Annotated in this window: 22 protein-coding genes; all 22 read right to left on the bottom strand. The window is 35.9% G+C overall.

Going from position 1 to position 24,609, the window contains the following annotated elements; translation table 11 throughout:
* Positions 1–46: 46 nt before the first annotated feature.
* The gene (locus tag KPF49_RS03050; protein ID WP_375781556.1) at positions 47–1,726 is read right to left on the bottom strand and encodes a ribonuclease J; all 1,680 of its coding nucleotides are present in this window, start codon (positions 1,724–1,726) and stop codon (positions 47–49) included.
* Positions 1,726–3,864, bottom strand: a complete 2,139-nt coding sequence (pnp, locus tag KPF49_RS03045) for a polyribonucleotide nucleotidyltransferase (RefSeq protein ID WP_183674446.1) — start codon at positions 3,862–3,864, stop codon at positions 1,726–1,728. Before pnp ends, KPF49_RS03050 begins: the two co-directional genes overlap by 1 nt.
* A gap of 96 nt (positions 3,865–3,960) precedes the next feature.
* Positions 3,961–4,230 (bottom strand): 30S ribosomal protein S15, encoded by a 270-nt coding sequence (gene rpsO / locus KPF49_RS03040; RefSeq protein ID WP_183674443.1) that lies wholly within the window; start codon positions 4,228–4,230, stop codon positions 3,961–3,963.
* A 96-nt stretch (positions 4,231–4,326) separates the two neighbouring features.
* The gene (locus KPF49_RS03035; RefSeq protein ID WP_183674440.1) at positions 4,327–5,268 is read right to left on the bottom strand and encodes a bifunctional riboflavin kinase/FAD synthetase; all 942 of its coding nucleotides are present in this window, start codon (positions 5,266–5,268) and stop codon (positions 4,327–4,329) included.
* 7 nt (positions 5,269–5,275) lie between these two features.
* A complete protein-coding gene (gene truB, locus KPF49_RS03030) occupies positions 5,276–6,187 on the bottom strand; it encodes a tRNA pseudouridine(55) synthase TruB (RefSeq protein WP_183674437.1) in 912 nt (303 codons plus the stop codon).
* 12 nt (positions 6,188–6,199) lie between these two features.
* A complete protein-coding gene (locus KPF49_RS03025) occupies positions 6,200–6,394 on the bottom strand; it encodes a hypothetical protein (RefSeq protein WP_183674434.1) in 195 nt (64 codons plus the stop codon).
* Positions 6,395–6,507: 113 nt separating this feature from the next.
* Positions 6,508–6,855: a 30S ribosome-binding factor RbfA gene (gene rbfA / locus KPF49_RS03020; protein WP_183674431.1), complete on the bottom strand. Its 348-nt coding sequence runs from the start codon at positions 6,853–6,855 to the stop codon at positions 6,508–6,510.
* A 2-nt stretch (positions 6,856–6,857) separates the two neighbouring features.
* Positions 6,858–8,969 carry a translation initiation factor IF-2 gene (infB, locus tag KPF49_RS03015; protein ID WP_183674428.1) on the bottom strand — a complete coding sequence of 704 codons (2,112 nt, stop codon included), beginning with the start codon at positions 8,967–8,969 and terminating at the stop codon, positions 6,858–6,860.
* A 4-nt stretch (positions 8,970–8,973) separates the two neighbouring features.
* Entirely contained in the window at positions 8,974–9,279 is a 306-nt protein-coding gene (locus KPF49_RS03010) for a L7Ae/L30e/S12e/Gadd45 family ribosomal protein (protein WP_183674425.1), read from the bottom strand.
* Positions 9,276–9,560 carry an RNase P modulator RnpM gene (gene rnpM, locus KPF49_RS03005; RefSeq protein ID WP_183674422.1) on the bottom strand — a complete coding sequence of 95 codons (285 nt, stop codon included), beginning with the start codon at positions 9,558–9,560 and terminating at the stop codon, positions 9,276–9,278. Before rnpM ends, KPF49_RS03010 begins: the two co-directional genes overlap by 4 nt.
* A gap of 12 nt (positions 9,561–9,572) precedes the next feature.
* On the bottom strand, positions 9,573–10,703 hold the full coding sequence (gene nusA, locus KPF49_RS03000) for a transcription termination factor NusA (protein ID WP_183674419.1): 1,131 nt from the start codon (positions 10,701–10,703) through the stop codon (positions 9,573–9,575).
* Between the two features lie 14 nt (positions 10,704–10,717).
* On the bottom strand, positions 10,718–11,185 hold the full coding sequence (gene rimP, locus KPF49_RS02995; RefSeq protein WP_183674416.1) for a ribosome maturation factor RimP: 468 nt from the start codon (positions 11,183–11,185) through the stop codon (positions 10,718–10,720).
* 106 nt (positions 11,186–11,291) lie between these two features.
* Positions 11,292–15,554, bottom strand: a complete 4,263-nt coding sequence (locus KPF49_RS02990; protein ID WP_183674413.1) for a PolC-type DNA polymerase III — start codon at positions 15,552–15,554, stop codon at positions 11,292–11,294.
* A 54-nt stretch (positions 15,555–15,608) separates the two neighbouring features.
* Positions 15,609–17,300: a proline--tRNA ligase gene (locus tag KPF49_RS02985; protein ID WP_183674410.1), complete on the bottom strand. Its 1,692-nt coding sequence runs from the start codon at positions 17,298–17,300 to the stop codon at positions 15,609–15,611.
* Between the two features lie 4 nt (positions 17,301–17,304).
* Positions 17,305–18,606 carry an RIP metalloprotease RseP gene (rseP, locus tag KPF49_RS02980; RefSeq protein ID WP_183674407.1) on the bottom strand — a complete coding sequence of 434 codons (1,302 nt, stop codon included), beginning with the start codon at positions 18,604–18,606 and terminating at the stop codon, positions 17,305–17,307.
* A 3-nt stretch (positions 18,607–18,609) separates the two neighbouring features.
* Positions 18,610–19,737 carry a 1-deoxy-D-xylulose-5-phosphate reductoisomerase gene (gene dxr / locus KPF49_RS02975; protein ID WP_183674404.1) on the bottom strand — a complete coding sequence of 376 codons (1,128 nt, stop codon included), beginning with the start codon at positions 19,735–19,737 and terminating at the stop codon, positions 18,610–18,612.
* A 10-nt stretch (positions 19,738–19,747) separates the two neighbouring features.
* Complete coding sequence (locus tag KPF49_RS02970) at positions 19,748–20,533, bottom strand: phosphatidate cytidylyltransferase (RefSeq protein ID WP_183674401.1); 786 nt, start codon at positions 20,531–20,533, stop codon at positions 19,748–19,750.
* The gene (locus KPF49_RS02965) at positions 20,523–21,272 is read right to left on the bottom strand and encodes an undecaprenyl pyrophosphate synthase (RefSeq protein WP_183674398.1); all 750 of its coding nucleotides are present in this window, start codon (positions 21,270–21,272) and stop codon (positions 20,523–20,525) included. The genes KPF49_RS02970 and KPF49_RS02965 overlap by 11 nt, the downstream gene beginning before the upstream one ends.
* 109 nt (positions 21,273–21,381) lie before the next feature.
* Positions 21,382–21,939, bottom strand: coding sequence for a ribosome recycling factor (gene frr / locus KPF49_RS02960; RefSeq protein ID WP_183674395.1), 558 nt, complete (start codon positions 21,937–21,939; stop codon positions 21,382–21,384).
* A gap of 13 nt (positions 21,940–21,952) precedes the next feature.
* Complete coding sequence (gene pyrH, locus KPF49_RS02955; RefSeq protein ID WP_219490174.1) at positions 21,953–22,675, bottom strand: UMP kinase; 723 nt, start codon at positions 22,673–22,675, stop codon at positions 21,953–21,955.
* 66 nt (positions 22,676–22,741) lie between these two features.
* A complete protein-coding gene (gene tsf, locus KPF49_RS02950; protein ID WP_183674389.1) occupies positions 22,742–23,623 on the bottom strand; it encodes a translation elongation factor Ts in 882 nt (293 codons plus the stop codon).
* 84 nt (positions 23,624–23,707) lie between these two features.
* Positions 23,708–24,472: a 30S ribosomal protein S2 gene (rpsB, locus tag KPF49_RS02945; RefSeq protein ID WP_183674387.1), complete on the bottom strand. Its 765-nt coding sequence runs from the start codon at positions 24,470–24,472 to the stop codon at positions 23,708–23,710.
* Between the last annotated feature and the right edge of the window lie 137 nt (positions 24,473–24,609).

The following is a 24,609-nucleotide window of genomic DNA, read 5'->3' as shown; positions in this document are numbered from 1 at the left end:
ATTTGGAGATACTAAAAGCACGCTTATAATATCTCCAAAATTACATTTATATTTCAGATATTATTGGAATAATCATCGGACGTCGTTTTGTACTTTCATATAAGTACTTGCCGAGTGATTCTCGAACGCTTTGTTTTAAATCGTTCCAGTCCATATTACCTGTACTAATTGAATCTTCTACAACTTCTTTTACGATTGCTTCAGCAGTAGAAAGTAATTCTTCACTTTCTTTTACGTATACGAATCCGCGACTTTGAATTTCTGGGCCTGCTTTAATTTGTCTATTTTCACGATCAATCGTAACAACCGCAATAAATATACCATCTTCACTTAAAATACGACGATCTCTTAAAACGATGTTACCAACGTCACCAACACCTCTACCGTCGATTAATACGTTACCTGCTTGTACTTTTTCTTGATAGAACATTTCTTTACCATCAAAACTTACAACGTCTCCATTTTCAAGTAAGAAAATATTCTCTGGTTCAATATTACTTTCAGTAGCAAGTTTGGCATGCGCGATTTGGTTTTTATATTCACCTTGAACCGGTACAAAGTATTTTGGCTTAAAAATGTTAAACATCATTTTTAACTCTTCACTTAAACCGTGACTTGACGCGTGAATTCCACTTGTTGGTAAGTAAATTTTAGCACCAGCTTTTGTTAAGTCGTTTAACGTAGAATATAGAATCACTTCCATGTTAGAACTTGGTGTCGTTAAAATATATACTTCATCGTTCTCTTTAATATTTGTAACTTCGTGAGTACCGTTAGACATTTCACCTAACGCTTCAAACGGTTCACCTTGTTCACCTGTTGCGATAATGACGATTTCATTATCTGGATAATTTTTAATTTGATGTGATGGTATTAATAATCCGTCTGGAATATCGAAATATCCTAAATTTCTCGCCACTTTAAATGAAGCTTCTAATGTTTTTCCTAAAAATGTTACTTTACGGTTTGCTTTATGTGCATTTGTTAATACCTGCTGAATACGGATAAAGTTTGAAGCGTAAAGTGAGACGATAATACGTCCTTTAGATTTTAAGAAATCCGTTAATAGTTGGCCTTCGATAATATTTTCAGGTGTGTTATAGCCTCGTTTTTCTGCTTCAGTTGAATCACTGATTAAAACGAGACAATCGTTTTCTCTAGCGAGATCATACATTTTCGCACCGTTAAAACCGAAATCTCCTTCAAGACTTTGATCGAATTTAAATTCACCTGTATAAACAATCGAACCATATTTTGTATTAATCGAGCATCCGTATGAATCTGGTATACTATGACTCGTTTCGAAAAATTCAAAACTCGCATTTTTAAAATTCATACGTGATTCGCTATTAATCGTAAAGAATTTTTGTTTCTTACGTATATTTAATTCTTTAAATGACTCTTTAATTAATGCAATTGTTAGTTTAGACGCATAAATTGGTGCATCTAATTCATCGATAATATATGGGAGTGCTCCTATTGAATCTGCGTGTCCGTGAGAAATAAAAATCGCTTTTAGACGATCTTTATTTTCTCTCACATACGTAATATCTGGAATTACGACGTCAACACCATACATCTCATTTTCAGGGAACATTAATCCCGCGTCTAACATATACATCTCGTCATCTACTTCGATGATATACATGTTTTTCGCGATTTCTCCAACACCGCCAAGCGGTATAATTTTTACGTTAGAGTCACGTTTCTTTTCCTTAGCCAACATTATCCCTCCTTATTGTTTTTATTATCTTTCTTGTCGTTTTCTTCTTTTTCAATTAACGCCTTACGTGAAGCATTCACACGACCTTGTTTGTCAATTTCTGTTACTTTAACGAGTGTTTCATCGCCAACTTTTAAGACATCTTCAACATTTTTAATGTGTTTGTGGTCAATATTTGAAATGTGAACAAGCGCATCTTTGCCTGGGAATAATTCAACGAACGCACCGAATTTTTCAATACGTTTTACTTTACCCATGTAAATTTCTCCAACTTTTGCTTCACGCGTTAAGTCTTCAATAATTTTACGTGCTTTGTCGATCATCTCTTGCTCAACTGCACCAATGAAAATTGTACCGTCTTGTTCAATATCTAATGTAACGCCTGTTTCATCGATGATTTCGTTAATTTTTTTACCACCAGGTCCAATAACATCACGAATCTTATCTGGATTAATTTTCATCGTTTCAACTTTTGGAGCGTATGGTGATAATTCTTTTCTAGGACTTTCAATTGTCGCGAGCATATTTTCTAAAATATGAAGTCTTCCGATACGTGCTTGCTCTAGTGCTTCTTCTAAAATATCTTCACGTAATCCGTCAACTTTAATATCCATTTGAATTGCAGTAATTCCTTTTTCAGTACCTGCAACTTTAAAGTCCATGCCACCTAATGCGTCTTCCATACCTTGAATGTCTGAAAGAATTGTATAGTTATCGCCATTCATCATCATACCCATCGCAATACCAGCAACTGGAGCTTTAATTGGTACACCAGCATCCATTAATGCGAGTGTCCCACCACAAATTGACGCTTGAGATGAAGAACCATTAGATTCTAACACTTCAGATACAACTCGAATTGTGTACGGGAAGTCTTCTTGTGAAGGAATCACTTGACTTAATGCACGTTCCCCTAATGCACCGTGACCAATTTCACGACGTCCCGGCGCGCGAAGTGGTCCAGTTTCACCGACTGAGAAGTGCGGGAAGTTATAGTGATGCATAAAGTGTTTCTCTTCTTCTTCACCAAGTCCATCGATAATTTGATACTCACTTAAGCTACCTAGCGTCGCAACAGATAATACTTGAGTTTGACCACGTGTAAATAAACCAGAGCCGTGTGTTCTTGGTAAAATTCCAACTTGTGAATTTAATGGACGAATCTCGTCTGGTTTTCTTTGATCTGGACGAATTTTTTCTTCAGTAATTAAATGACGCACTGTGTCAAAGACGACATCGTTAAATAAGCGTTTCGCTTCTTTTTCTTTCTCTTCGAATTCCTCATCTTCTTCGTCTAGTTCAGCGATAATTGCATCTTTAATTTCAGATAACTTTTCATCACGTTCTTGTTTATCAATTGTTAATACGCAATTTCTAATGTCGTATTCACCAATTTTTTCATCGACAAGCTGTTTAATATCTTCGTCGTCAACTGGCGTTTCGAATTCCATTTTTTCTGGTTTAACGTAATCAACGATTTCTTGCTGGAATTCAACTAACTTTTTAATTTCTTTATGTCCAAAAAGAATCGCTTCAAGCATTTTATCTTCAGGTACTTCTTTTGCACCTGCTTCAACCATGTTAATTGCATCATGTGTTCCAGCTAAGTCAAGTTCTAATACCGAATTGTCAAGCGCTTCAACATCAGGATTAATAATGAATTCATCATCTTTAATTCCGATACGAACCCCTGCGATTGGTCCATTAAACGGAATATCAGATACTGATAAAGCGATTGAAGATCCGAGCATTGCTGTCATTTCTGGTGAGTTATCCGGATCAACAGATAATACTGTAGAAATAATTTGAACGTCATGTCTAAAGCCGTCCGGGAACAATGGACGAATTGGACGGTCAATTAAACGACTCGCAAGCGTAGCCGCTTCACTTGGGCGTCCTTCACGTTTATTAAATCCACCAGGTATTTTACCTCGTGCGTATAGTTTTTCTTCATAAGCCACTGTCAGTGGGAAAAAGTCCATATCTTTAGGTTCTTTAGATGCAGTGACTGTCGATAACACAACAGTATCTCCGTAACGAACGAGTACTGCACCGTTCGCTTGTTTAGCTACTTCTCCGTATTCAACAATTAGTGGACGTCCTGCCCACTCTGTTTGAAACGTTTTCTTAGTTTCTGTCATATATTTTCTCTCCTCTACATACTTCTCTTTATGATACCATTTTTAGCAATTAATTTATATAAAAAAAAGCATACCAAATGGTATGCTCAGGTTGTCTTAACGACGTAAACCTAATCTTTGAATTAACTCACGGTAACGTGTAACGTCTTTATCGCGTAAGTAGTTTAATAAGTGTTTACGGCGACCAACCATTTTTAAAAGTCCACGACGTGAATGGTGGTCTTTTTTGTGTACTTTTAAGTGTGCGTTTAATGTGTTAATTTCTTCAGTTAACACTGCAATTTGAACTTCTGGAGATCCAGTGTCCGTTTCGTGTACACGGTATTCTTCGATTAATTGTTGTTTTCTTTCTTTTGACATTGACATAGTCAAGTCCTCCCTTTTATTAAAAAATTCGCTAATACCTGAGTTAAAAGTTAGGGTTTCTAATAACCAAGATATCGCACTTGTACTATTATAAGCTTATTCGTTATACTTTTCAAGCAGTTTTACTGCGTTCTCTTTATCTTTTGTCATCGCTTCGATTAAATCATCAAGACCGTCAAACTTCTTTTCCCCACGTAAGAAATTGTGAAGATATACAGTCACTTCTTCACCATAAATCGTACGGTCAAAATCGATTAAATGAACTTCAATTGTTACCTTATAATCATCGTGAAACGTTGGTTTTTTACCAATTGACGCGACACCTCGGTAAATTGTGTCATCAGTACCAATTGTCATCGTTACAGCGTATACTCCTAAAGACGGTAGTAAGTATGGCCCATTTGGTTCTATATTTGCTGTTCTAAACCCAATCGTACGGCCACGCTTTTCACCTTGAACAACGACACCGTTAATTTCGTATTCTCTACCGAGTAATTCGTTCGCCTCTTCTAACTGGTCAGATAAAAGTAATTCTCTAATTTTAGTGGTTGAAATTTTTTCATTATCTTCAGTGAACGGCAATACTTTTGTCGTGTTAAACTCGTCATAAGTTTTTAACGTTGTAATTGAGCCTTTTCCGTACTGGCCATAAGAAAAATCAAAGCCTGCAATTACTTCTTTTACGTTATGTTTAATTAAATATTCGTTTACGAAAGTGTCTGGAGACAGTGCTGCAAAATCACTTGAGAAGTTTACGACAAATAGATAATCAATACCTTTTTCTTCAAGCATCTTTTCTTTTTCAAGTAGCGGTGTTAAATACGTCGTGCGACGTGCTTTTGGATTTAACACAACTGACGGATGTGGATCGAACGTCATTACTGCTTTTTTAAGGTTTTTTTCATCTGCAATTTCAATCATTTTCTCAATAACTTCTTTATGACCTAAATGTAGTCCATCAAAAAAGCCGATGGCTAAAGCAACAGGTTCTAATTGTAAGTCAAAGTCATTTGGATAGTATAATCGATATGTTTCCATAGTACCCTCACAAATCATTCGACGATAAAAACATTTTAAACGGTTTATATTCGTTTTCTTTATGCTTTTTATAAATACCGATTGGTGTATTGTCCTTTATAAAAAGCACTGTTTCTACATCTTCATTTTTAGTTAATTTCATCATATCAGTTTGAGACATTTTTTGTCCATTGACTGTTTTAAAGAACGGACCGCGTGCCTCTAATTTATCTTTTAACTCTATTTTATAAAAGTCGTCTAAAACGTCTAGTATTGGAATGATTGAATCACTCGTTACGTCGTCTAATGCGACTGTATCATCTAACGTAAATCCACATGATTCTGTACGTCTTAAATAAGACATATGTGCGTCTACTCCAAGTTTACGCCCGATATCAACCGCAAGCGTTCGAATATAAGTTCCTTTTGAACACGTCACAGTAATTGGAATGTCAATCGTTTCACCGAAATTAATATCCCCTGTACGCTTTAAATCATGAATATACACCATGCGATTTGGACGAGTGACTTCTTCTCCACTACGTGCGTATTCATATAACTTTTTACCATTAACCTTTACAGAACTATACATTGGAACGGTTTGATTATATTCTCTTTCAAAATTTTCAATTGTCTCGTCGATCATTTCTGCTGTGATATGTGAGACGTTACTTGTATGTGTCACTTTACCTGAAGCATCTTCTGTATCTGTTGATACACCTAACGTTACGACTGCTTCATAACTTTTTTGTCTTTCTTGTAAAATCTCAGTCAGTTGTGTTGCTTGACCAACGACTACTGCTAACACACCTGTCACATCCGGATCTAATGTACCGGTATGTCCAACTTTTTTCATATGTAAGATTCTTCTTACTTTAGATACGACATCATGACTCGTCATACCTTTAGGTTTATCTACACATATTACTCCGTGATACATAGTGTCACCTCGTTATTTTTCAAAGACTTTTGTTAATTTTTCAATTAAAAATACAATAATACTTGCAACGACTACTATAAATATTAGCGATAAAAATGCAGAGCTAAACGATTCAGTTGGTAATAAATGGAAAAATAGTGCATCAATTCCGATAATGATTAGGCCGAGCAGTATTAAATACATTATAAACCACAGTCTATTAGTCATGACTTACCTCCAATGTATTATTTCTATTAAATATACCATTTATTACATGATATTAAAATATGTAGAAGTATAGCTAAAATGAAAAAAGTGGCTAGATACTCTAGCCACTTTGATTATTTTTCTTCGTCTCTAATTTGGTTTAAGATATTCTCAATTCTGTTACCATAATCTACAGACTGATCATATTTTACGAAGATTTCTGGCGCTTTTCTAAGTCGAATATTTTTTGCGACTGCTGTACGTAATAAACCTCGATATTTATTTAAAATATCTTCAACTTCTGATTTATTTTCGTTTAACGTCGTAAAGTATACATTCGCATACTCTAACTCTTCAGAAACTTCAACTTCAGTTACTGTCACAAGTTTTAACGATGATTCTTTATCCATTACCTCGTTATCAATGACTTCTGTAACTACCTTTTTAATTTCTTCTGCGACACGGTCATTACGCTTTGCCATAATTATACTCTCCTAACTTCAACCATTTCGAACGCTTCAATTTGGTCGCCTTCTTTAACGTCATTAAAGTTTTTAATTGTGATACCACATTCGTATCCAGAAGTGACTTCTTTAGCGTCATCTTTAAATCGTTTCAGTGAGTCGATTTCACCTTCAAAGACTACAACACCTTCACGGATCACTCGAACACCTGAGTCTCGAGTAATTTTACCTTCGGTGACGTAAGAACCAGCAATTGTACCGATTTTAGATACTTTAATTGTTTGACGTACTTCTGCGTAACCAGTCACTTGCTCTTCATATTCAGGATCGAGCATACCTTTCATTGCTTGTTCGATTTCTTCTAGTGCTTTATAAATGACGCGGTGTAAGCGAATATCTACTTTTTCGTTTTCAGCAGTACGACGTGCGTTTGCATCTGGACGTACGTTAAATCCGATAATAATAGCGTTTGATGCATTTGCAAGTGTAACGTCTGACTCGTTAATTGCTCCAACACCTGTATGAATAATACGGATGTTAACTCCTTCGACGTCAATTTTCATAAGTGAGGCTGCAAGTGCTTCAACTGTACCTTGAACGTCTGCTTTAAGAATTAAGTTTAAGTCTTTTAAATCGCCTTCTTTAAGCGTTTCAAATAAGTTATCTAAACTAATTTTATTTGTAGATTCGCGGTCACGCATAATTTTATCTTCTTTACGTTTTTCTCCAACAGCTCTCGCTTTTTTGTCATCTTTAAATACGACGAAGCGGTCTCCTGCTTGAGGAATATCATTAAGACCAGTAATTTCAACTGGTAATGATGGACCAGCTGTTTGAATTCTTTCACCTAAATCGTTTGTCATCGCACGTACTTTACCGAACGTATTACCAACGACGAGTGAATCACCGACATGTAGTGTACCGTGTTGAACGAGTAACGTTGCTACAGGTCCGCGTGATTTGTCAAGTTCAGCTTCGATAACTGTACCGATTGCATCACGATCAGACTTCGTGCTTAACTCTTCAACTTCACTGACTAACGTAATCATCTCAAGTAAGTCATCGATTCCCTCACCTGTTAATGCTGAAAGTGGTACGAAGATTGTATCTCCACCCCAGTCCTCTGGGAATAATCCATGTTCACCTAACTCAGTCATTACGCGGTCTGGATTTGCTGTTGGTTTGTCTACTTTGTTTACCGCAACGATAATCGGTGTCCCAGCAGCTTTTGCGTGGTTTAGTGCTTCAATTGTTTGAGGCATTACCCCGTCATCTGCTGCTACAACAAGTACTGTTAAGTCAGTGACTTGAGCACCGCGTGCACGCATTGTTGTGAATGCTTCGTGTCCAGGTGTATCTAAGAAAGTGATATCTTTATCATTCCAGCGGATTTGATATGCACCAATATGCTGAGTGATTCCACCTGCTTCTCCACCTGTAACGTTTGCATTACGTATTGAGTCGAGTAACGTTGTTTTACCGTGGTCAACGTGACCCATAATCGTAACAACCGCTGGACGCTCTTCAGTTAATTCTTCGTTTTCTAAGTCGAAGTAAATATCTAAGTCTGTATCATCAATAACTTCTTCTTTTTCAGCAGTGAATCCGTAGTTTTCAGCGACAATTTCAACTGCTTCATCATCAAGGCTTTGGTTAATATTTGTCATAATACCGAGCATAAATAAGTCTTTTACAACTTTAGACGCGTCTACATTGATTTTTTCAGCAAGATCTCCGACAGTGATTCCTTCCTCATAAGTGAATGAACGGTTACCTGAATCAGTTGATTTGTTGTTAGAGTGTTTATCTTGCTTATTTTTGTCGTCTTTTTTATTGTTTTTCTGGTTGTTGTTATTATGCTTATTCTTCTTGTGATTTTTTTTATTGTTTTTGTTATTTTTATGTTTTTTATTATTTTGTTTATGAGTATCGTTTTTCTTGTTGTCTTTCTTGTTGTTTTTCTTATTATTATCTTTTTTTACAAACTTACTATCTAGTAATTTTACATCGTCATCATTTAAAGATTGCATATGTGAGTTGTAGTCTTTACCGTTATCTTTTAAAACATTGATGACTTCTTTACTTTGTAAGTTATGTTGTTTCGCGTATTCATGAATTCTAATCTTACTCATTGAATCACGTTCCTTTCTCATTCAGCTCTAACAACTTCTTTTTAAAGCCGTTATCCGTGATACCAAGTACGACTCTATTATAAGCACCTGTCGCAACTGATAACTCTTCAGTCGTATAAGTTTCAATTAAAGGGATGGACTGAGTCGTTGTTTTATCACGTATTCTCTTTTTTGTACTATTCCCTGCGTCACTCGCTAAGTAAACGAGCTTTACTTTTCTTTGTTTCATACCGTCTAAAGTTAACGGTTCTCCACTCGTAATTTTACCGGCTCTTGTCGCAATACCGAGTAAATTTAATTCTTTACTCATCGTTTCGGGATATCCTCACGGTAAATTAGACGGATGATTTCATCGTAAACTGGATCTAATACATCAGTACTTACACCAAGTTTACTTTCAAGTATTTGTTTTTCTCTCGCGAGTTCAACTTGTTTTAAATCTTTTTGCACGTAAGCGCCGCGACCATTTTTCTTACCCGTTTCGTCCGCGAACACTTCACCGTCTTTTGTTTTTACGATTCGAATAAGATCTTGCTTTTTAAACATTTCACCAGATAAAATATCTTTTCTCATTGGAATTTTACGTGCCATATTTCTCACACCTTAGTTTTCTTCTGATGGTTCTTCAGCTAAAGCTTCTACTTTAAACTCTTCATCTATTTCGATATCTGAATCTAAAGTCACTGACGCTTCCTCAGATTCGTTATATTCTGATTCAGCAATAATATCAATTTTCCAACCTGTTAATTTCGCAGCGAGTCTCGCGTTTTGTCCACGTTTACCAATCGCTAATGATAACTGATTGTCTGGTACGACAACAGTCGTTGATTTTTCTTCATCGTCAATTAAAACGTCGACAACTTCTGATGGTGATAACGCATTTTTTACGTAAACTTTCGGATCGTTATCGTATAACACGATGTCAATCTTTTCTCCCGATAATTCTTCGACAATTGCTTCAACACGAGCGCCTCTAGAACCGACACATGATCCAACTGCATCGACGTTTTCATTTTCTGCGTAAACTGAAATTTTAGAACGCTCTCCTGCTTCTCTAGCAACACTCATAATTAGCACAGTTCCGTCATAAATCTCAGGCACTTCTTCTTCAAATAGTCTCTTTAAAAGGTTAGGATGTGTACGTGAAACGTAAATTTGCGGGCCGCGTGTCGTTTGTTCTACTTTACTTAAGTAAACACGAATTCTGTCTCCTGTCTTATACGTTTCATTTGCCATACGTTCAGACTCTGGAAGTACTGCATCTGTGTTTCCAAGTGTCACGTAAACAAATCTTTTGTCCACTCTGTCTACAGTACCAACAAGCAATTCGTCTTCTTTATCGATAAATTCTTCATATAAGATTTCACGTTCAGCATCTCTAATTCTCTGCATTACTGCTTGTTTAGCTGCTTGTGCACCGACTCGGTTAAAGTCTGAAGGTGTAATGTCTTCGTCAAACGGATCACCAACTTCGTATGCTGGATTGTACTCACGTGCAGTCAGTAAGTCGATTTCTGCTGTTTCATCTTCAACTTCTTCTACGACGTCTTTACGTGAAACTACACGGTAGTTCCCTGTGTCCATATTGATTTCTACACGAACATCTTTATGGTCTTTATAGTTCTTTTTATAAGCGGTTAAAAGCGCCGCTTCAATTGCTTCAATGAGTACCTCTTTTGGGATATTTTTTTCTTTTTGAATGTACTCAATCGCATTCAGTAATTCCTGATTCACTTATATTCCTCCATTCATAGTAAGACAGCTTTACGAATTACAGCAATTTTACTACGGTCAACTTCAACCGTTTTTTCTCGTGTTTTGTCACGGTACTTAATTGTTACTGTATGTTCATCGTAATCTGTCAGTATACCTGTCCACTCTTGTTCACCATTAATATGCTGGTATGTTTTTACGTATATACCATTATTTAACGTCGTCTCTAAATCTTTTTCAGTTTTAATTGGACGCTCTGCCCCTGGTGAAGAGACATCTAGGAAGTAATGACCATCGATAATATCCCATTCGTCAAGCTTATCTGCGAGTACTTCACTACCTCGTACACAGTCATCTAACGTAATACCACCCGGCTTATCTAGATAAAATCTTAAAAACCAATCTTTTCCTTCTTTTTTATATTCAACTTCAATCAGTGAATAATTTAATTCTTCTACAACGGGTTCAGCTAATTCATATATCTGTTGTTCTCTTTTATTCACTTTTACCGTTCACCTCACTTAAAACGTAAGAAAAGAGCGTACATACAGTGCGCTCTTTCCCCATTTCTACAACATTTATTTCCATTTGATTATACCATAACAAAAACTATAAGTCGAATATTGATAATTGTGCTTTATCAGGGAGATGATCTAAGCTGCCAAGTTCTGTTAAGTAGTCGATGACTTTTTGTGAAACTCCTGCTTTTTTATTTAAATCTTCTTTACTGATGAAGTTCTCAGTTTCTCTTACTTGTGCGATATTTCTAGCCACACTTAGTCCGAGTCCAGGTACCGCTGTAAATGGCGGAATCAAAGAATCTCCTTCAATAATAAAGTTTTCAGGATGAGATTTTTCTATATCGATCGGTTGCATCTCAATATTTCTATGTCTCATTTCGTTTACGATTTCTAAGACGATTAATAAATCTTTTTCTTTTTTCGTCAGTTCATTGTAGTTACCTTTCATTTCCTTAACTTTTGTACGTAACGTCGATTTATCTTTTGTCATCGTCATTAAATCAAAGTCCGCTGCACGGACACTTAAATAAGCTGCATAATATTCTTTAGGATAATGAACTTTAAAGTACGCAATTCTTACAGCCATTAAAACATATGCTGCTGCGTGTGCTTTTGGGAACATGTACTTAATTTTTAAACATGAATCGATGTACCAATCTTCTACACCGTTTTGTTTCATAGTTTCAATCCACTCAGGTTGTAAACCGCGACCTTTACGTACACTTTCCATTATTTTAAACGCTAAACTCGGTTCAAGTCCTTTATACATTAAAGTTACCATAATATCGTCACGACAACCAATCACTGTTGAGATGTCACAAATACCTTTACGAATTAAATCTTGAGCGTTACCGAGCCAAACGTCTGTACCGTGAGAAAGTCCAGAGATTTGAACAAGTTCACCGAACGTATTTGGTTTTGTATCTTCTAACATTTCACGAACAAATGGTGTTCCGAATTCTGGTACACCGTATGTTCCAGTGTTACTCATAATCTCATCTCGGGATACACCAAGCACTTCTGGTCCTTCGAACAACTTCATCGTATCTTTGTCGTCGATTTGAATTGTTTTAGGGTCAACGCCTGTTAAATCTTCAAGCATTCGGATCATCGTTGGGTCAACGTGACCTAAAATATCAAGTTTCAATACGTTTTCGTCAATACTATGGAAATCAAAGTGTGTCGTACGCCACTCACTTGTCGTATCGTCTGCTGGATACTGGATTGGCGTAAAATCAAAAACGTCCATAGAATCTGGTATAACGATAATACCACCTGGGTGCTGACCAGTCGTACGTTTAATTCCTTCACTTTCACTGGATAATCTATCAATTTCTGCTTTACGTTTTCTTAAACCGTGGTCATTCATATAACCGTTAACATAACCAAACGCTGTTTTATCTGCAAGTGTTGAAATTGTACCTGCACGGTACACGTAGTCTACACCGAACAGTTCTTTAGTGTAGTTATGCGCTGTTGCTTGATATTCACCACTAAAGTTTAAGTCGATATCAGGAACTTTATCTCCTTTAAATCCTAAAAATGTTTCAAACGGAATATCTTGACCTTCTTTAATAAACGGAATACCACACGATTCACATTCTTTATCTGGTAAATCGAATCCTGAGTTATATTTACCGTCATCAAAAAATTCACTATGTTTACATTTCGGACAAATATAGTGTGGTGGCATTGGGTTTACTTCTGTAATTTCCATCATAGTTGCGACTAAACTTGACCCTACTGAACCACGACTTCCAACTAAATAACCATCGTCTAACGATTTTTTTACGAGTTTTTGTGAAATTAAATAAACCACTCCGAAACCGTTAGAAATAATACTGTCTAATTCTTTTTTAAGACGTGCTTCAATTATCTCAGGAAGTGGATCACCGTAGATTTCTTTTGCTGTTGAATACGTCAATTCTTTGACTTCGTCATTCGCGTTTTTAATTTCAGGAGTAAATAAGCCGTTTTTAATGACTTCTACTTCACCGATTTTCTTACTAATTTCGTTCGTATTTTCAACGACAATCTGTTGAGCCAATTCTTCGCCTAAAAATGAAAAATCTTCAAGCATTTCTGTCGTCGTTCTAAAGTGAGCATGAGGTAATGTTTGACGAGATAACGGATTCCCTGGGTTACCTTTAATAATAATTTCACGTCGAATTTTATCTTTCTTATCTAAGTAGTGTGTGTTACCAGTGGCAACGACTGGTATTGATAATTCCTCTCCGATTTTAATCATATTGTAAACAAGCTCTTCATACATATCATCATCACGAATTAATTCACGTTCATAAAGATGAACATATAAATCTTTCGGGAACACTTCTAAATAATCATAATATCTTGCTTTAGATAATGCTTCATCATAAGACTTTTCAAGTAATGTTCTAAATACTTCTCCGTTATCACACGCACTACCGATAATTAAACCTTCACGATGAGTATCTAACATATGCTTTCTTACGCGTGGCACTTGATAGAAACTTTCAGTTAAACTGTCTGACACAATTTTAAATAAGTTTTTAAGTCCCGCTTGGTTTTTAACTAAAATAGTTGCGTGCGATGTTTTACTTAATTTAAATGCATCTTCACGTGCGAGTGTGTTAATCGCTTCGTGCGTATATATATCATTTTCTTTAAGTTGTTGAAGCATTTTAATAAATATAAACCCTGTCGCTTCAGCGTCATAAATCGCCCGGTGATGTGAAACAAGTTCTACATTATAATGTTTAGCGAGCGCTGCTAAGTTATGACGTTTTAAACTTTTATTTAACACTTTCGTTATTTCTAGCGTATCGATGACTGGATTTTCTGACGGTCCAAACCCTAGTTTCGTATAGGCCGTGTCGATAAAGCCCATATCAAACGTCGCATTATGTGCAACATATATACCGTCACCGACCCACTCTCTAAATTCAGGAATCACTTCTTCAAATTCACGTTCATTTTCTAACATTTGATCAGTAATCCCTGTTAAGTTTTTAATGACTTCAGATAATGGTTCGTGCGGATTTATAAAGCTTTCATATCGGTCGATAATTTCACCTTTATACACTTTAACTGCTGCGAGCTCGATAATTTTATCATACCTACTGGATAGCCCTGTCGTCTCAACGTCAAATACGATATACGTCGCATCATCTAGTTTTACTGAGCTTTCTTTAAAAGCAAGTTTCGCACCATCTTCAACAATATTTGCTTCCATACCAAAAATGACTTTAATGTCTTTATCTTTTGCGTAGTTATAAGCATTCGGAAACGCTTGAACGTTATTGTGATCAGTAATTGCAATCGCAGGGTGACCATATTCAATTGCTCGGTCAATATAATCTTCAGCTGTCGTTACAGCATCCATCGCACTCATCATCGTATGAAGATGAAGTTCAACACGTTTCTTTTCGCTTTTATCTTCATGTTTTGGTGGTTTTATTTCAGTTAATGCACGTAAATTCATGACTAAGTCTTTCGCGAATTCGTCGTATTCAACGTTACCTTCTACAATGACCCAATCTCCTTCATTTAAGGCTTCAAACACTCTCGTTTCTTCTTCTTTATTACCAAAACGTTTAATTTGAATGCTGTCAGTATAATCGGTAATTTTCATGTTTAAAATCTGTTTTCCAGTACGCGTATGGATGATATCTTTACTAAAGATTGTCCCTTCGAGTCTAACGTTAAACTCTTCATCTTCAATATTAGACATCGGTCTTACACCGTCAAACGATAATTTTTTACCGAGCTGTTTAACAACTTTTTCCGGCTCTTTTTCTTCAGCCTCTTTTTGTTTTTTATGTTCATTAATTAATTTAACTGTATTATCATTTATTTTTTGTTCGAGTTGCTCATCGTTTTTACTCACCGCTTCTACATCAACATCCGTTTCGATTGATGTAATTTTAATTCCGAGCGCTTCATATGCTTTTATTAAATTTGTCTGTAATTGACGTTCAAAGCATTCTTTTGTCACTTCGCTCGTAAAACTAAATTTTAAGACGCCTTCATTGTAAAAAACTTTTGAGCGGTTAATTTGTCGTTTAAAATTCTCAGACGCGTTCGTCATATTCAGTGCATCATTTAAGTATTCATACACATCACGTGCTTCAAATCTGTCTGCACTGATTTCAATACTCACTTCAGCAATCGACTGAAACGCATGCTTTACTTTTTGAGATAAATTATCAAATAATGATTGATCGATTAACTGGTTGAAATGAAGTTTAAATTTCCAAAGTCTTTCTTTATCGTCAATGATCACTTTTCTAAGCTCGCCGTCACTGAGTGCTTCATTTTCTTCAACGCCTGCTTGTTGTAAGAGTATTTTAAACTGCTCGTTATAATTCATAACGTTCCACTCCTAAAAAATAGCGTAAATCTCTCGATTTACGCTGTCTATAATTTATGCATAATGTTCTTCGATGAATGACTTTAAGTCTTCGAGTTTAACATCGTGTTTTTCATCACTATTTCTAAATTTCACTTCTACAACACCGTCTTTAATACCGCGCCCGACGACTACTCTCACTGGAATACCAATTAAGTCTGAGTCGTTAAATTTAACGCCAGCACGTTCATCTCTATCATCAAGAAGTACTTTAAAATCTTTAGAAAGCGAATTGTATAGTGTTTCAGCTGGTTCGACGAATTCATCTTTTTTCACGTTCATCATAACGATGTGAATATCAAATGGTGTGACTGATTTAGGCCACATAATTCCATTATCGTCGTGATATTTTTCAACAATTGCTGATAAAGTTCTTGAAATACCAATACCGTAGCATCCCATTAATACTGGAACACTTTTTCCTTTGTCGTTTAATACTGTTAAATTCATCGATTCACTATACTCAGTACCAAGTTCGAATACTTGTCCAACCTCAATACCTTCTCTAAATTTAACTGGTCCACTACCATCTGGTGCCATTTCACCTTCAGTAATAAATCTAAAGTCTCCAAATGCTTCGACTTCAAAATCTTTTAAGTTAACATTTTTTAAATGATAATTGTCTTCGTTTGCACCGACTGGGAAGTTTTTCATAACTTCAACTTGGTAGTCAATGTAGACTGGAATTTTACTATTGACTGGTCCTAAAGATCCTCCGTGAGCATTAAACACTTCTAAAATATCTGTTTCATCCGCAAGTTCTGGTTCAGTTTTTGAATTAAAAAATGTTTTTAATTTAACTGTATTTAATTCATGATCTCCACGAATAACAATCATTTTTAACTCTCCGTCGACTTCTACAACCATTGTTTTTGTTGTTTCTTCGACTTTAACACCGAGTAACTCTGCAAGTTCATCAACTGACTTAATGTTAGGTGTTTCAATTTTTTCTATATCTTTTTCCACTTCGTCACTTTTCGTTTCAGGACGTAGACATTGTGCTTTTTCAATGTTTGCAGCGTAATCACTCGCTTCACTAAATACAATTGTATCTTCACCGATTTCAGATAGTGCCATAAATTCATGCGTATGTGAGCCACCAATTGCACCACTATCTGCTTCAACTGCACGGTAGTCTAATCCGATACGTGAAAAGATTTTTTCATATGCCCCGTACATATCATTATATGTTTTTGTTAATGATTCTTGATCAACATGGAATGAGTACGCGTCTTTCATCATAAATTCTCTACCACGAAGTAATCCAAAACGTGGACGTAATTCGTCACGGAATTTCGTCTGAATTTGGTAAATCGTCAGTGGTAAACGTTTATAGCTTTTTAACTCATCTCTTACTAAGTCAACAACGACTTCTTCATGCGTTGGTCCAAGTAGAAAGTCTCTGTCGTGGCGGTCTTTTAAACGTATTAATTCTTTACCATACTTCTCCCAACGTCCGGATTCTTCCCAGAGTTCCTTTGGAGCAAGCACTGGCATTTGTACTTCGTTACCTCCGACCTGATTCATTTCTTCACGGACGATTTCTTCAATATTTTTTAATACCATTTTTGTAATTGGTAAATACGTGTATACTCCTCGTGCGAGTTGTTTAATCATTCCTGATTTTAACATCAATTGATGACTTAAACTTTCAGCTGAAGCAGGTACTTCACGCTGTGTTGGTATAAACATTTTTGATTGTCTCATCCCATTATCCTCCTAAGAAAAATACCTTAATGTCGTTCCATGTCACTAAAATCATGATCATTAAAACAAATAATACTCCCGCAATTTGGATATTCATTGCGACTGTTTTATTTACAGGTTTTCTAAAAATTGCTTCATATAGTACAAATAATATTCTACCACCATCTAATGCTGGAATTGGTAGTAGGTTCATTACACCTAAGTTTACACTAATCATCGCAGTAAATGCGATTAAACTAATTATACCAAGTTGTGCAACAGATTCTGTCACTTTGTATATACCGACCGGTCCATTTAACATATCAAATGTAAATTCTCCTTGGAATATCGATAAGAATAATTGACCGAGTAATGTGAGTAACATCGTACTCACTTCAATCATTCTCTCAGTTCCCCAGAGAATTGGCTCGAATATGTTTTTTGGCTCTGCCATCATTTGTCTAACACCGATAATTAATCGTTTTTCAACTTCACCTGTTGGAGTCTCTGTTTCTTCAATCGTCGGTGTTATATCAACTTCACGGACTTCACCGTTATTTGCAACTGTAAATGTGAGTGGATTTTCTTCATCTGCATTTTGTGCGATTGTTGTCGTCATACTCGTCCAATCGTTCACTTCATGTCCATTGACAGCAGTGATCTCATCGCCACGTTCAATCCCTGCTTCTTCAGCTGGAGAGTTTTCGTTAACTTCTCCAACGATTGGCTCGTCGACTGTTTTACCAACGACATATGCTAAAAATATAAATAGAACGAATGCGAGTAAAAAGTTAAATAATGGTCCAGCAAATAGCGTTAAAAATCGTTGCCAAGGTGTTTTAGATTCGAAGCGTTCATTATATGACGGAATTCTTTCTAACTGTCCATTTTCAACTAAGTATGCTGTTTTAGCAATTTTATAAGTTACAACTTCATTATCACTATAACGATTCGCTGTAAGAGTCATATTACGAACAAAATCGTTATCAACAACTTCGACTTGCTCTATATCTGTGAAGTTATGTTTATCATCTAAAATAACGTGTGTAACTTCATTTGAATCGTTCAATTTTAATGTAATACTCATTCCTTTATTTAGAGGGTTCACTTCCATATCAGCACTTGCCATACGGACATATCCTCCAACAGGGAGAAGTCGTATTGTATATAGCGTGTCTTTATGTGTATAAGAAAATAATTTTGGTCCCATACCAATCGCGAATTCTGGACAGTAAATACCTGCACGTTTTGCGAAATATAAATGTCCAAACTCATGTACTGTAACAAGTACTCCAAAGACGACGATAAAAGATAAAATACCTACCAAGAGTTATGACCTCCAGTCTTCTTTATAAAGTTTATCGTAATAAAGAATTGTATCTAGATCTGGATGTTCTATTACTGTATGTTCATTCATTCTAGACTCGACGATATCTTCAATTTCTAAAAATGTAATTTCATCGTTTAAAAATTTCTCGACCGCATATTCATTTGCTGCATTCATTATAGCAGGCATCGTCCCACCAATTTTTAACGCATCATATGCAAATTGAATCATTTTAAAACGATTAAAGTCCATCGGTTCAAAGTTTAATGTAGATAATTCATGAATATCTAATGGATTATTCTTTTCAATTCTCGTCGGATAAGTGAGTGCATATTGAATTGCAGTTCTCATATCACTGTTACCGATTTGTGCCATGATAGAATTGTCGTTAAATTCTACCATCGAATGAATAATACTCTCTCTATGAATTAACGTTTTTATATTTTCAGCATTCATATTAAATAAGTGGTGCGCCTCAATGACTTCGAGTCCTTTATTCATCATCGTTGCGCTATCAATTGTAATCTTTTGTCCCATCGACCAATTTGGATGATTTAACGCATCTTTTTTTGTTACTGACTTTAATTCATCTCTCGTTAAGTCTCTAAAACTTCCACCTGACGCGGTTATAATTAAGGTTTTTACAGTTTTTAGATCCTCGCCGTTTAAACATTGAAAGATCGCAGAGTGTTCACTATCCACTGGAATTATTTCAGCATTATATTTTTTAGCGTGACTCATTACAATATCACCAGCAGCGACGAGCGTTTCTTTATTGGCAAGACCTATTTTTTTTCCTTGCTCAATGGCACGTAACGTCGGCACAAGTCCAACACTTCCTAAAATTGCTGTAACTAAAATGTCAGCGTCATAAGTTGCGACGTCAATTAAACCATTATCACCTGAAGTAAACAAAACGTCATTAAATTCATCTTTTAATTTCTTAACATCTTTCTCATGTTTTACTGAAACAAGTTTTGGATTAAATTCAGCAATAATCTTTCTTAACGAATCGATGTTTTCACCAACAGAAATTGCTTCAAGCATAAACTTATCTCTATTTAAGCGAATGACATCGAGCGTTTGTGTACCAATTGAGCCGGTAGCACCTAATATCGATACTCTTTTCATTTTCACACCTCTAAATAATAATCGGTAATATGTTCATTAACGGTAATACAAATATAAAACTATCAAAACGGTCTAATATACCACCGTGACCTGGAAGAATCGTTCCTGAGTCCTTAACGTCAAACTGACGTTTTAATGCAGATTCTACTAAATCTCCCATTTGTCCAAATGCACTTAAAATTACCGTGAATATGACGAGTGAAAACACATTGTTTTCAAGTAATCCTGTCGAAGAAAATATTACTGCAAGAACTGCAGCACTTAAGAGTCCTCCAAGTGCACCTTCGATTGTTTTGTTCGGTGATATTCTTGGCCATAGCTTACGCTTACCAATCGCACGACCAAATAAGTACGCACCAGTATCTGTCGTCCAAACAATCAATAAACCATACATTAAGTATATTAAACCTGCCGTTCTCGTTTCATACGCATACATAAATCCAATTCCGATGTATGCGACACTCATTACACAAAATCCCATATCTACAAATGAGAAGCGGTTATTTGAAATGACCGTAAATGACAACATTATTAATGCCATCCCAATCATTAAATTTACCCTGTTATCTTCAACAACAGGTAAAAAATTTGAATTCGGTCCGAGAATTAAAAATAGTGCGATAATCGACATAATTCCCGGCACGCTAAATATATGAATTCTATTCATCTTTAATATTTCATATAATGCAACGTATGACATTAAATAGACAAGTGCTAAAAACGGCAATCCACCATATATTACAACCGGAAGAAAAATTAATAAGGCGATGACTGCTGTAATTACTCTAGTCTTCATTTACCTTATCCTCCTTTAACCCTCCAAACCTTCTCTCTCGAGTTCTATATTCATTAATAATTGAATTAAATTCTTCTGTTGTTAATTCAGGCCAGTAGGTGTCTGTAAAGTAAAATTCACTGTAAGATATTTGCCATAATAAAAAATTACTGACCCTACATTCTCCACTCGTACGAATTAAAAGTTCTGGATCTGGATAATCTTTAGTATATAAATATCTATTAATTAGTGACTCATCAATATCAGAATGATTGAGTTTATTAGATTCAGCATCTTTTACGATTTCTTTTACCGCATCAACAATCTCACTTCTAGATCCGTAATTTAATGCAAATATAAGCGTAAGTCCTGTATTATTTTTTGTTTTCTCTTTTGCATGAGAAACTGCTTTTTTTGTATGTAAAGGAAGTTTATCAAAATGACCGATTGTCTCTACTTTAACGTTCTCTTTCATAAGTTCTGGCAAAAACTTATTCATAAACAGTCCTGGAAGTTTCATTAAAAACGATACTTCACTTTTTGGACGCGACCAATTTTCTGTTGAAAAGGCATAAAGTGTTAAATATTTTATATTTAAACGATTGGCAGCAATCGTAATACGTCGAACAGTTTCCATTCCTTCTTCGTGACCTTTAATACGTGGAAGGCCAAGACGTTCTGCGTATCTACCATTTCCATCCATAATGATAGCTACATGGTTTGGACCATTTTTTTCAGTCTTTTTCTGATCATTAAACATAAGTAGCCTCCGAAATAAAATTAGAACTATACAGTCTGTACATATTAGTCCATTTTACCATAAAAAAGAATAAAAAATACAGGTAAGCCTTCTCGCTTACCTGTCATTTTTAAACTTCCATAATGTCTGCTTCTTTAGCTTTTACAAGTTCGTCAATTTCACCAACGTATTTGTTCGTGAGTTCTTGAACGTCGTCTTCAAGTGTTCTTAATTCGTCTTCACTAATTTCTGAGTCTTTTTCTTGCTTTTTAAGTGCGTCATTAGCATCACGTCTAACGTTACGAATTGCTACTTTTGAGTTTTCACCTTCACTTTTAACATCACGTGTTAACTCTTTACGTCTTTCTTCAGTTAATTGAGGAATCGTAATACGAATCATTGTTCCGTCTGAAGTCGGGTTCACACCTAAATCAGCGACTTGAATTGCTTTTAAAACATCATCTACTGAGCTTTTATCATAAGGTGTTACTGTAAGCATTCTTGCTTCAGGTACTTGAATGTTCGCAAGTTGTTGTAATGGTGTATCTGCACCGTAATAATTTACGTAAACACGGTCTAATAGACTCGCGTTTGCAGTTGCTGTACGAATTCCTGCAAGGTTACGATTTAGCGCATCGATTACGTCTTTCATTTTACTTTCTGCCTGTTTAATTACGTCGTTAGCCATACTTTACTCCCTCTTATTCTGTTATCGTTGTACCAATATCATCGCCAAGTACTGCGCGTTTGATATTGCCATCTTCTGATATTGAAAATACCACAAGTGGTATAGAATTGTCCATACAAAATGAAGTCGCTGTAGCGTCCATCACTTGTAAATTTTTCTTTAACATATCAATGTATGTTAATGTGTCGAATTTAGTAGCAGTTTCATCGTGCTTAGGATCTGCAGAATATACGCCATCTACGTTGTTTTTACCCATTAAAATAACGTCAGCGTTAATCTCAGCTGCTCTTAGTGCTGCAGTTGTATCTGTTGAGAAGTACGGGTTACCAATACCAGCTGCGAATATTACAACACGTCCTTTTTCAAGATGGCGAATTGCACGGCGTCGAATATAAGGTTCAGCAATTTGCTTCATTTCAACTGATGTCAGTACACGTGTATCGACATCTAATTGCTCTAGACTATCTTGAAGTGCAAGTGAATTCATAACAGTCGCAAGCATACCAATATAGTCCGCTGTTCCGCGTTCCATACCTAAATCACTACCTGTTTTACCGCGCCAAATGTTTCCGCCACCAACAATTACAGCAACTTCAACATCAAGTTCTCTTGCTTCTTTAATTTGTTTCGCAATATTTTTAATGACGTCTGGTTTAATACCAAAACCTTCTCCACCAGCAAGTGCTTCACCAGAAAGTTTTAAAACGATTCGTTCATATTTAGAAGAACTCATAATTTTCATTCCTTTTAAACTGTTCTATATCAAATTATATAGAAAAAAGACACCGAAGTGTCTTTTTTCTTATTGACCCATTTGGCCTTTAACTTCTTCAGCAAAGTCTTCACTACGTTTTTCTAGACCTTCACCAAGTCCGTAGCGTACAAAAGTAACTAATTCTGCGTTATTTTCTTGTAAGAATTTATCGACAGTTTTGTCGCCGTCTTTAACAAATGGTTGTGAACCAATAACGATTTCTTCTAAGAATTTACGCATTCTACCTTCAACCATTTTATCAACGATTTTTTCTGGTTTACCTTCTTGAAGTGCTTGGTTTTTAAGAACTTCACGCTCATTGTCAAGTTCTTCTTGTGGAATTTCGTCTTGTGAAGCGTATTTAGGGTTTAAAGCTGCAGCGTGCATTGCAACGTCTTTAGCAACTTCTTCGTCAGTTGAACCTTCGATTACTGAAATTACACCGATTGTACCACCCATGTGGATGTACTCACCAAATGCACCGTTTTCTGGTTTAGTTAAGATTTCAAAGCGACGGATGTTCATGTTCTCACCAATTGTCGCAATTGCTGATTTCATAACTTCTTCAACAGATTGTCCGTCTAATTCAGATTTGTTTAATTCGTCAAGATCAGCTGGTTTTGTGTTTACAATATGCTCAGCAATTTTCTTAACTAAGTTTTGGAATTGTTCGTTACGTGCAACGAAGTCTGTTTCAGCGTTGATTTCAACGATTGCAGCATCGTTACAGTTTACTGCAACTTCAATTAAACCTTCAGTAGCAATACGGTCTGCTTTTTTACCAGCAGATGCAATTCCTTTTTCACGTAGGAAGTTGATTGCTTCATCGATGTTACCGTCAGTTTCTTGTAACGCTTTTTTACAATCCATCATACCTGCGCCTGTTTTTTCACGTAATTCTTTTACTAATTGAGCTGTAATTTTAGCCATGTTTATTCCTCCATGTTTCAGTAAAAATCAATTTATGTTTTAAAAAAGGTGATAAATAACTAGTACTTATCACCATATTGTTTATTACTCTTCAGTTTCTGCCTCTTCAGCTGATTCTTCTTCAGAAAGATCAATATCTTGGTCAGCTGCAACGTCTTCGTTAGACACACCTTGTTGACCTTCTAATACAGCGTCAGCCATTTTAGAAGTCATTAAGCGTACCGCACGAATTGCGTCATCGTTTGATGGGATAACGTAATCTACTTCGTCTGGGTCGCAGTTAGTGTCTACCATTGCTACAACTGGAATACCTAAGATTTTAGCTTCGTTAATCGCGATAGACTCTTTACGTGGGTCTACAACGAATAATGCTTTAGGCATTTCTTTCATGTCGCGAATACCACCTAAGAATTTCATTAAACGATCATATTCTTTGTTGATTTCCGCAACTTCTTTTTTAGGAAGTACTTCGAAAAGTCCGTCTTCTTCCATTTTTTCAATTTCAGAAATTCTGTCGATACGGCCTTTGATAGTATCGTAGTTTGTTAAGATACCACCTAACCATCTTTGGTTTACATATAATTGACCTGCACGTTCTGCTTCTTCTTTAATTGCATCTTGTGCTTGTTTTTTCGTACCAACGAATAATACTTGACCACCGTCACGAGCTACGTCTTTAATGAAATCGTAAGCATCGTCTACCATTTTCACTGTTTGTTGTAAGTCGATGATGTAAATGCCGTTACGTTCTGTGAAAATGTATTTTTTCATTTTCGGGTTCCAACGGCGTGTTTGGTGTCCAAAGTGTACACCAGCTTCTAGTAATTGTTTCATAGTAATTACTGCCATGAATATTTTCCTCCTCTTGGTTTTACCTCCGCTAAAGCGCTAGTTAACGACCATTTGGCACCAGTTAACTCCATGCTCTAACGTGTGTAATCGGCCTTTCGCCGTTTATTATAGTATCATAACTATATTATTTATTC

The organism is Nosocomiicoccus ampullae (genome assembly GCF_019357495.1).
Lineage (GTDB): Bacteria > Bacillota > Bacilli > Staphylococcales > Salinicoccaceae > Nosocomiicoccus > Nosocomiicoccus ampullae.
Note: the sequence above shows the minus strand (reverse complement) of the source record. Positions and strands in the feature narration are given on the sequence as shown.

Coding starts and splice junctions, on each gene's coding strand:
- truB (WP_183674437.1), bottom strand. CDS start 6,187: ATGTATCACGGAGTAATATGTGTAGATAAACCTAAAGGTATGACGAGT.
- rbfA (WP_183674431.1), bottom strand. CDS start 6,855: ATGGCAAAGCGTAATGACCGTGTCGCAGAAGAAATTAAAAAGGTAGTT.
- KPF49_RS03050 (WP_375781556.1), bottom strand. CDS start 1,726: ATGTTGGCTAAGGAAAAGAAACGTGACTCTAACGTAAAAATTATACCG.
- pnp (WP_183674446.1), bottom strand. CDS start 3,864: ATGACAGAAACTAAGAAAACGTTTCAAACAGAGTGGGCAGGACGTCCA.
- KPF49_RS03025 (WP_183674434.1), bottom strand. CDS start 6,394: ATGACTAATAGACTGTGGTTTATAATGTATTTAATACTGCTCGGCCTA.
- frr (WP_183674395.1), bottom strand. CDS start 21,939: ATGGCTAACGACGTAATTAAACAGGCAGAAAGTAAAATGAAAGACGTA.
- rpsO (WP_183674443.1), bottom strand. CDS start 4,230: ATGTCAATGTCAAAAGAAAGAAAACAACAATTAATCGAAGAATACCGT.
- KPF49_RS02985 (WP_183674410.1), bottom strand. CDS start 17,300: ATGAGACAATCAAAAATGTTTATACCAACACAGCGTGAAGTACCTGCT.
- KPF49_RS02965 (WP_183674398.1), bottom strand. CDS start 21,272: ATGTTTAATGATCAGAAAAAGACTGAAAAAAATGGTCCAAACCATGTA.
- rpsB (WP_183674387.1), bottom strand. CDS start 24,472: ATGGCAGTAATTACTATGAAACAATTACTAGAAGCTGGTGTACACTTT.
- tsf (WP_183674389.1), bottom strand. CDS start 23,623: ATGGCTAAAATTACAGCTCAATTAGTAAAAGAATTACGTGAAAAAACA.
- KPF49_RS02990 (WP_183674413.1), bottom strand. CDS start 15,554: ATGAATTATAACGAGCAGTTTAAAATACTCTTACAACAAGCAGGCGTT.
- KPF49_RS02970 (WP_183674401.1), bottom strand. CDS start 20,533: ATGAAGACTAGAGTAATTACAGCAGTCATCGCCTTATTAATTTTTCTT.
- KPF49_RS03010 (WP_183674425.1), bottom strand. CDS start 9,279: ATGAGTAAAGAATTAAATTTACTCGGTATTGCGACAAGAGCCGGTAAA.
- KPF49_RS03035 (WP_183674440.1), bottom strand. CDS start 5,268: ATGGAAACATATCGATTATACTATCCAAATGACTTTGACTTACAATTA.
- dxr (WP_183674404.1), bottom strand. CDS start 19,737: ATGAAAAGAGTATCGATATTAGGTGCTACCGGCTCAATTGGTACACAA.
- infB (WP_183674428.1), bottom strand. CDS start 8,969: ATGAGTAAGATTAGAATTCATGAATACGCGAAACAACATAACTTACAA.
- rnpM (WP_183674422.1), bottom strand. CDS start 9,560: ATGGCACGTAAAATTCCAATGAGAAAAGATATTTTATCTGGTGAAATG.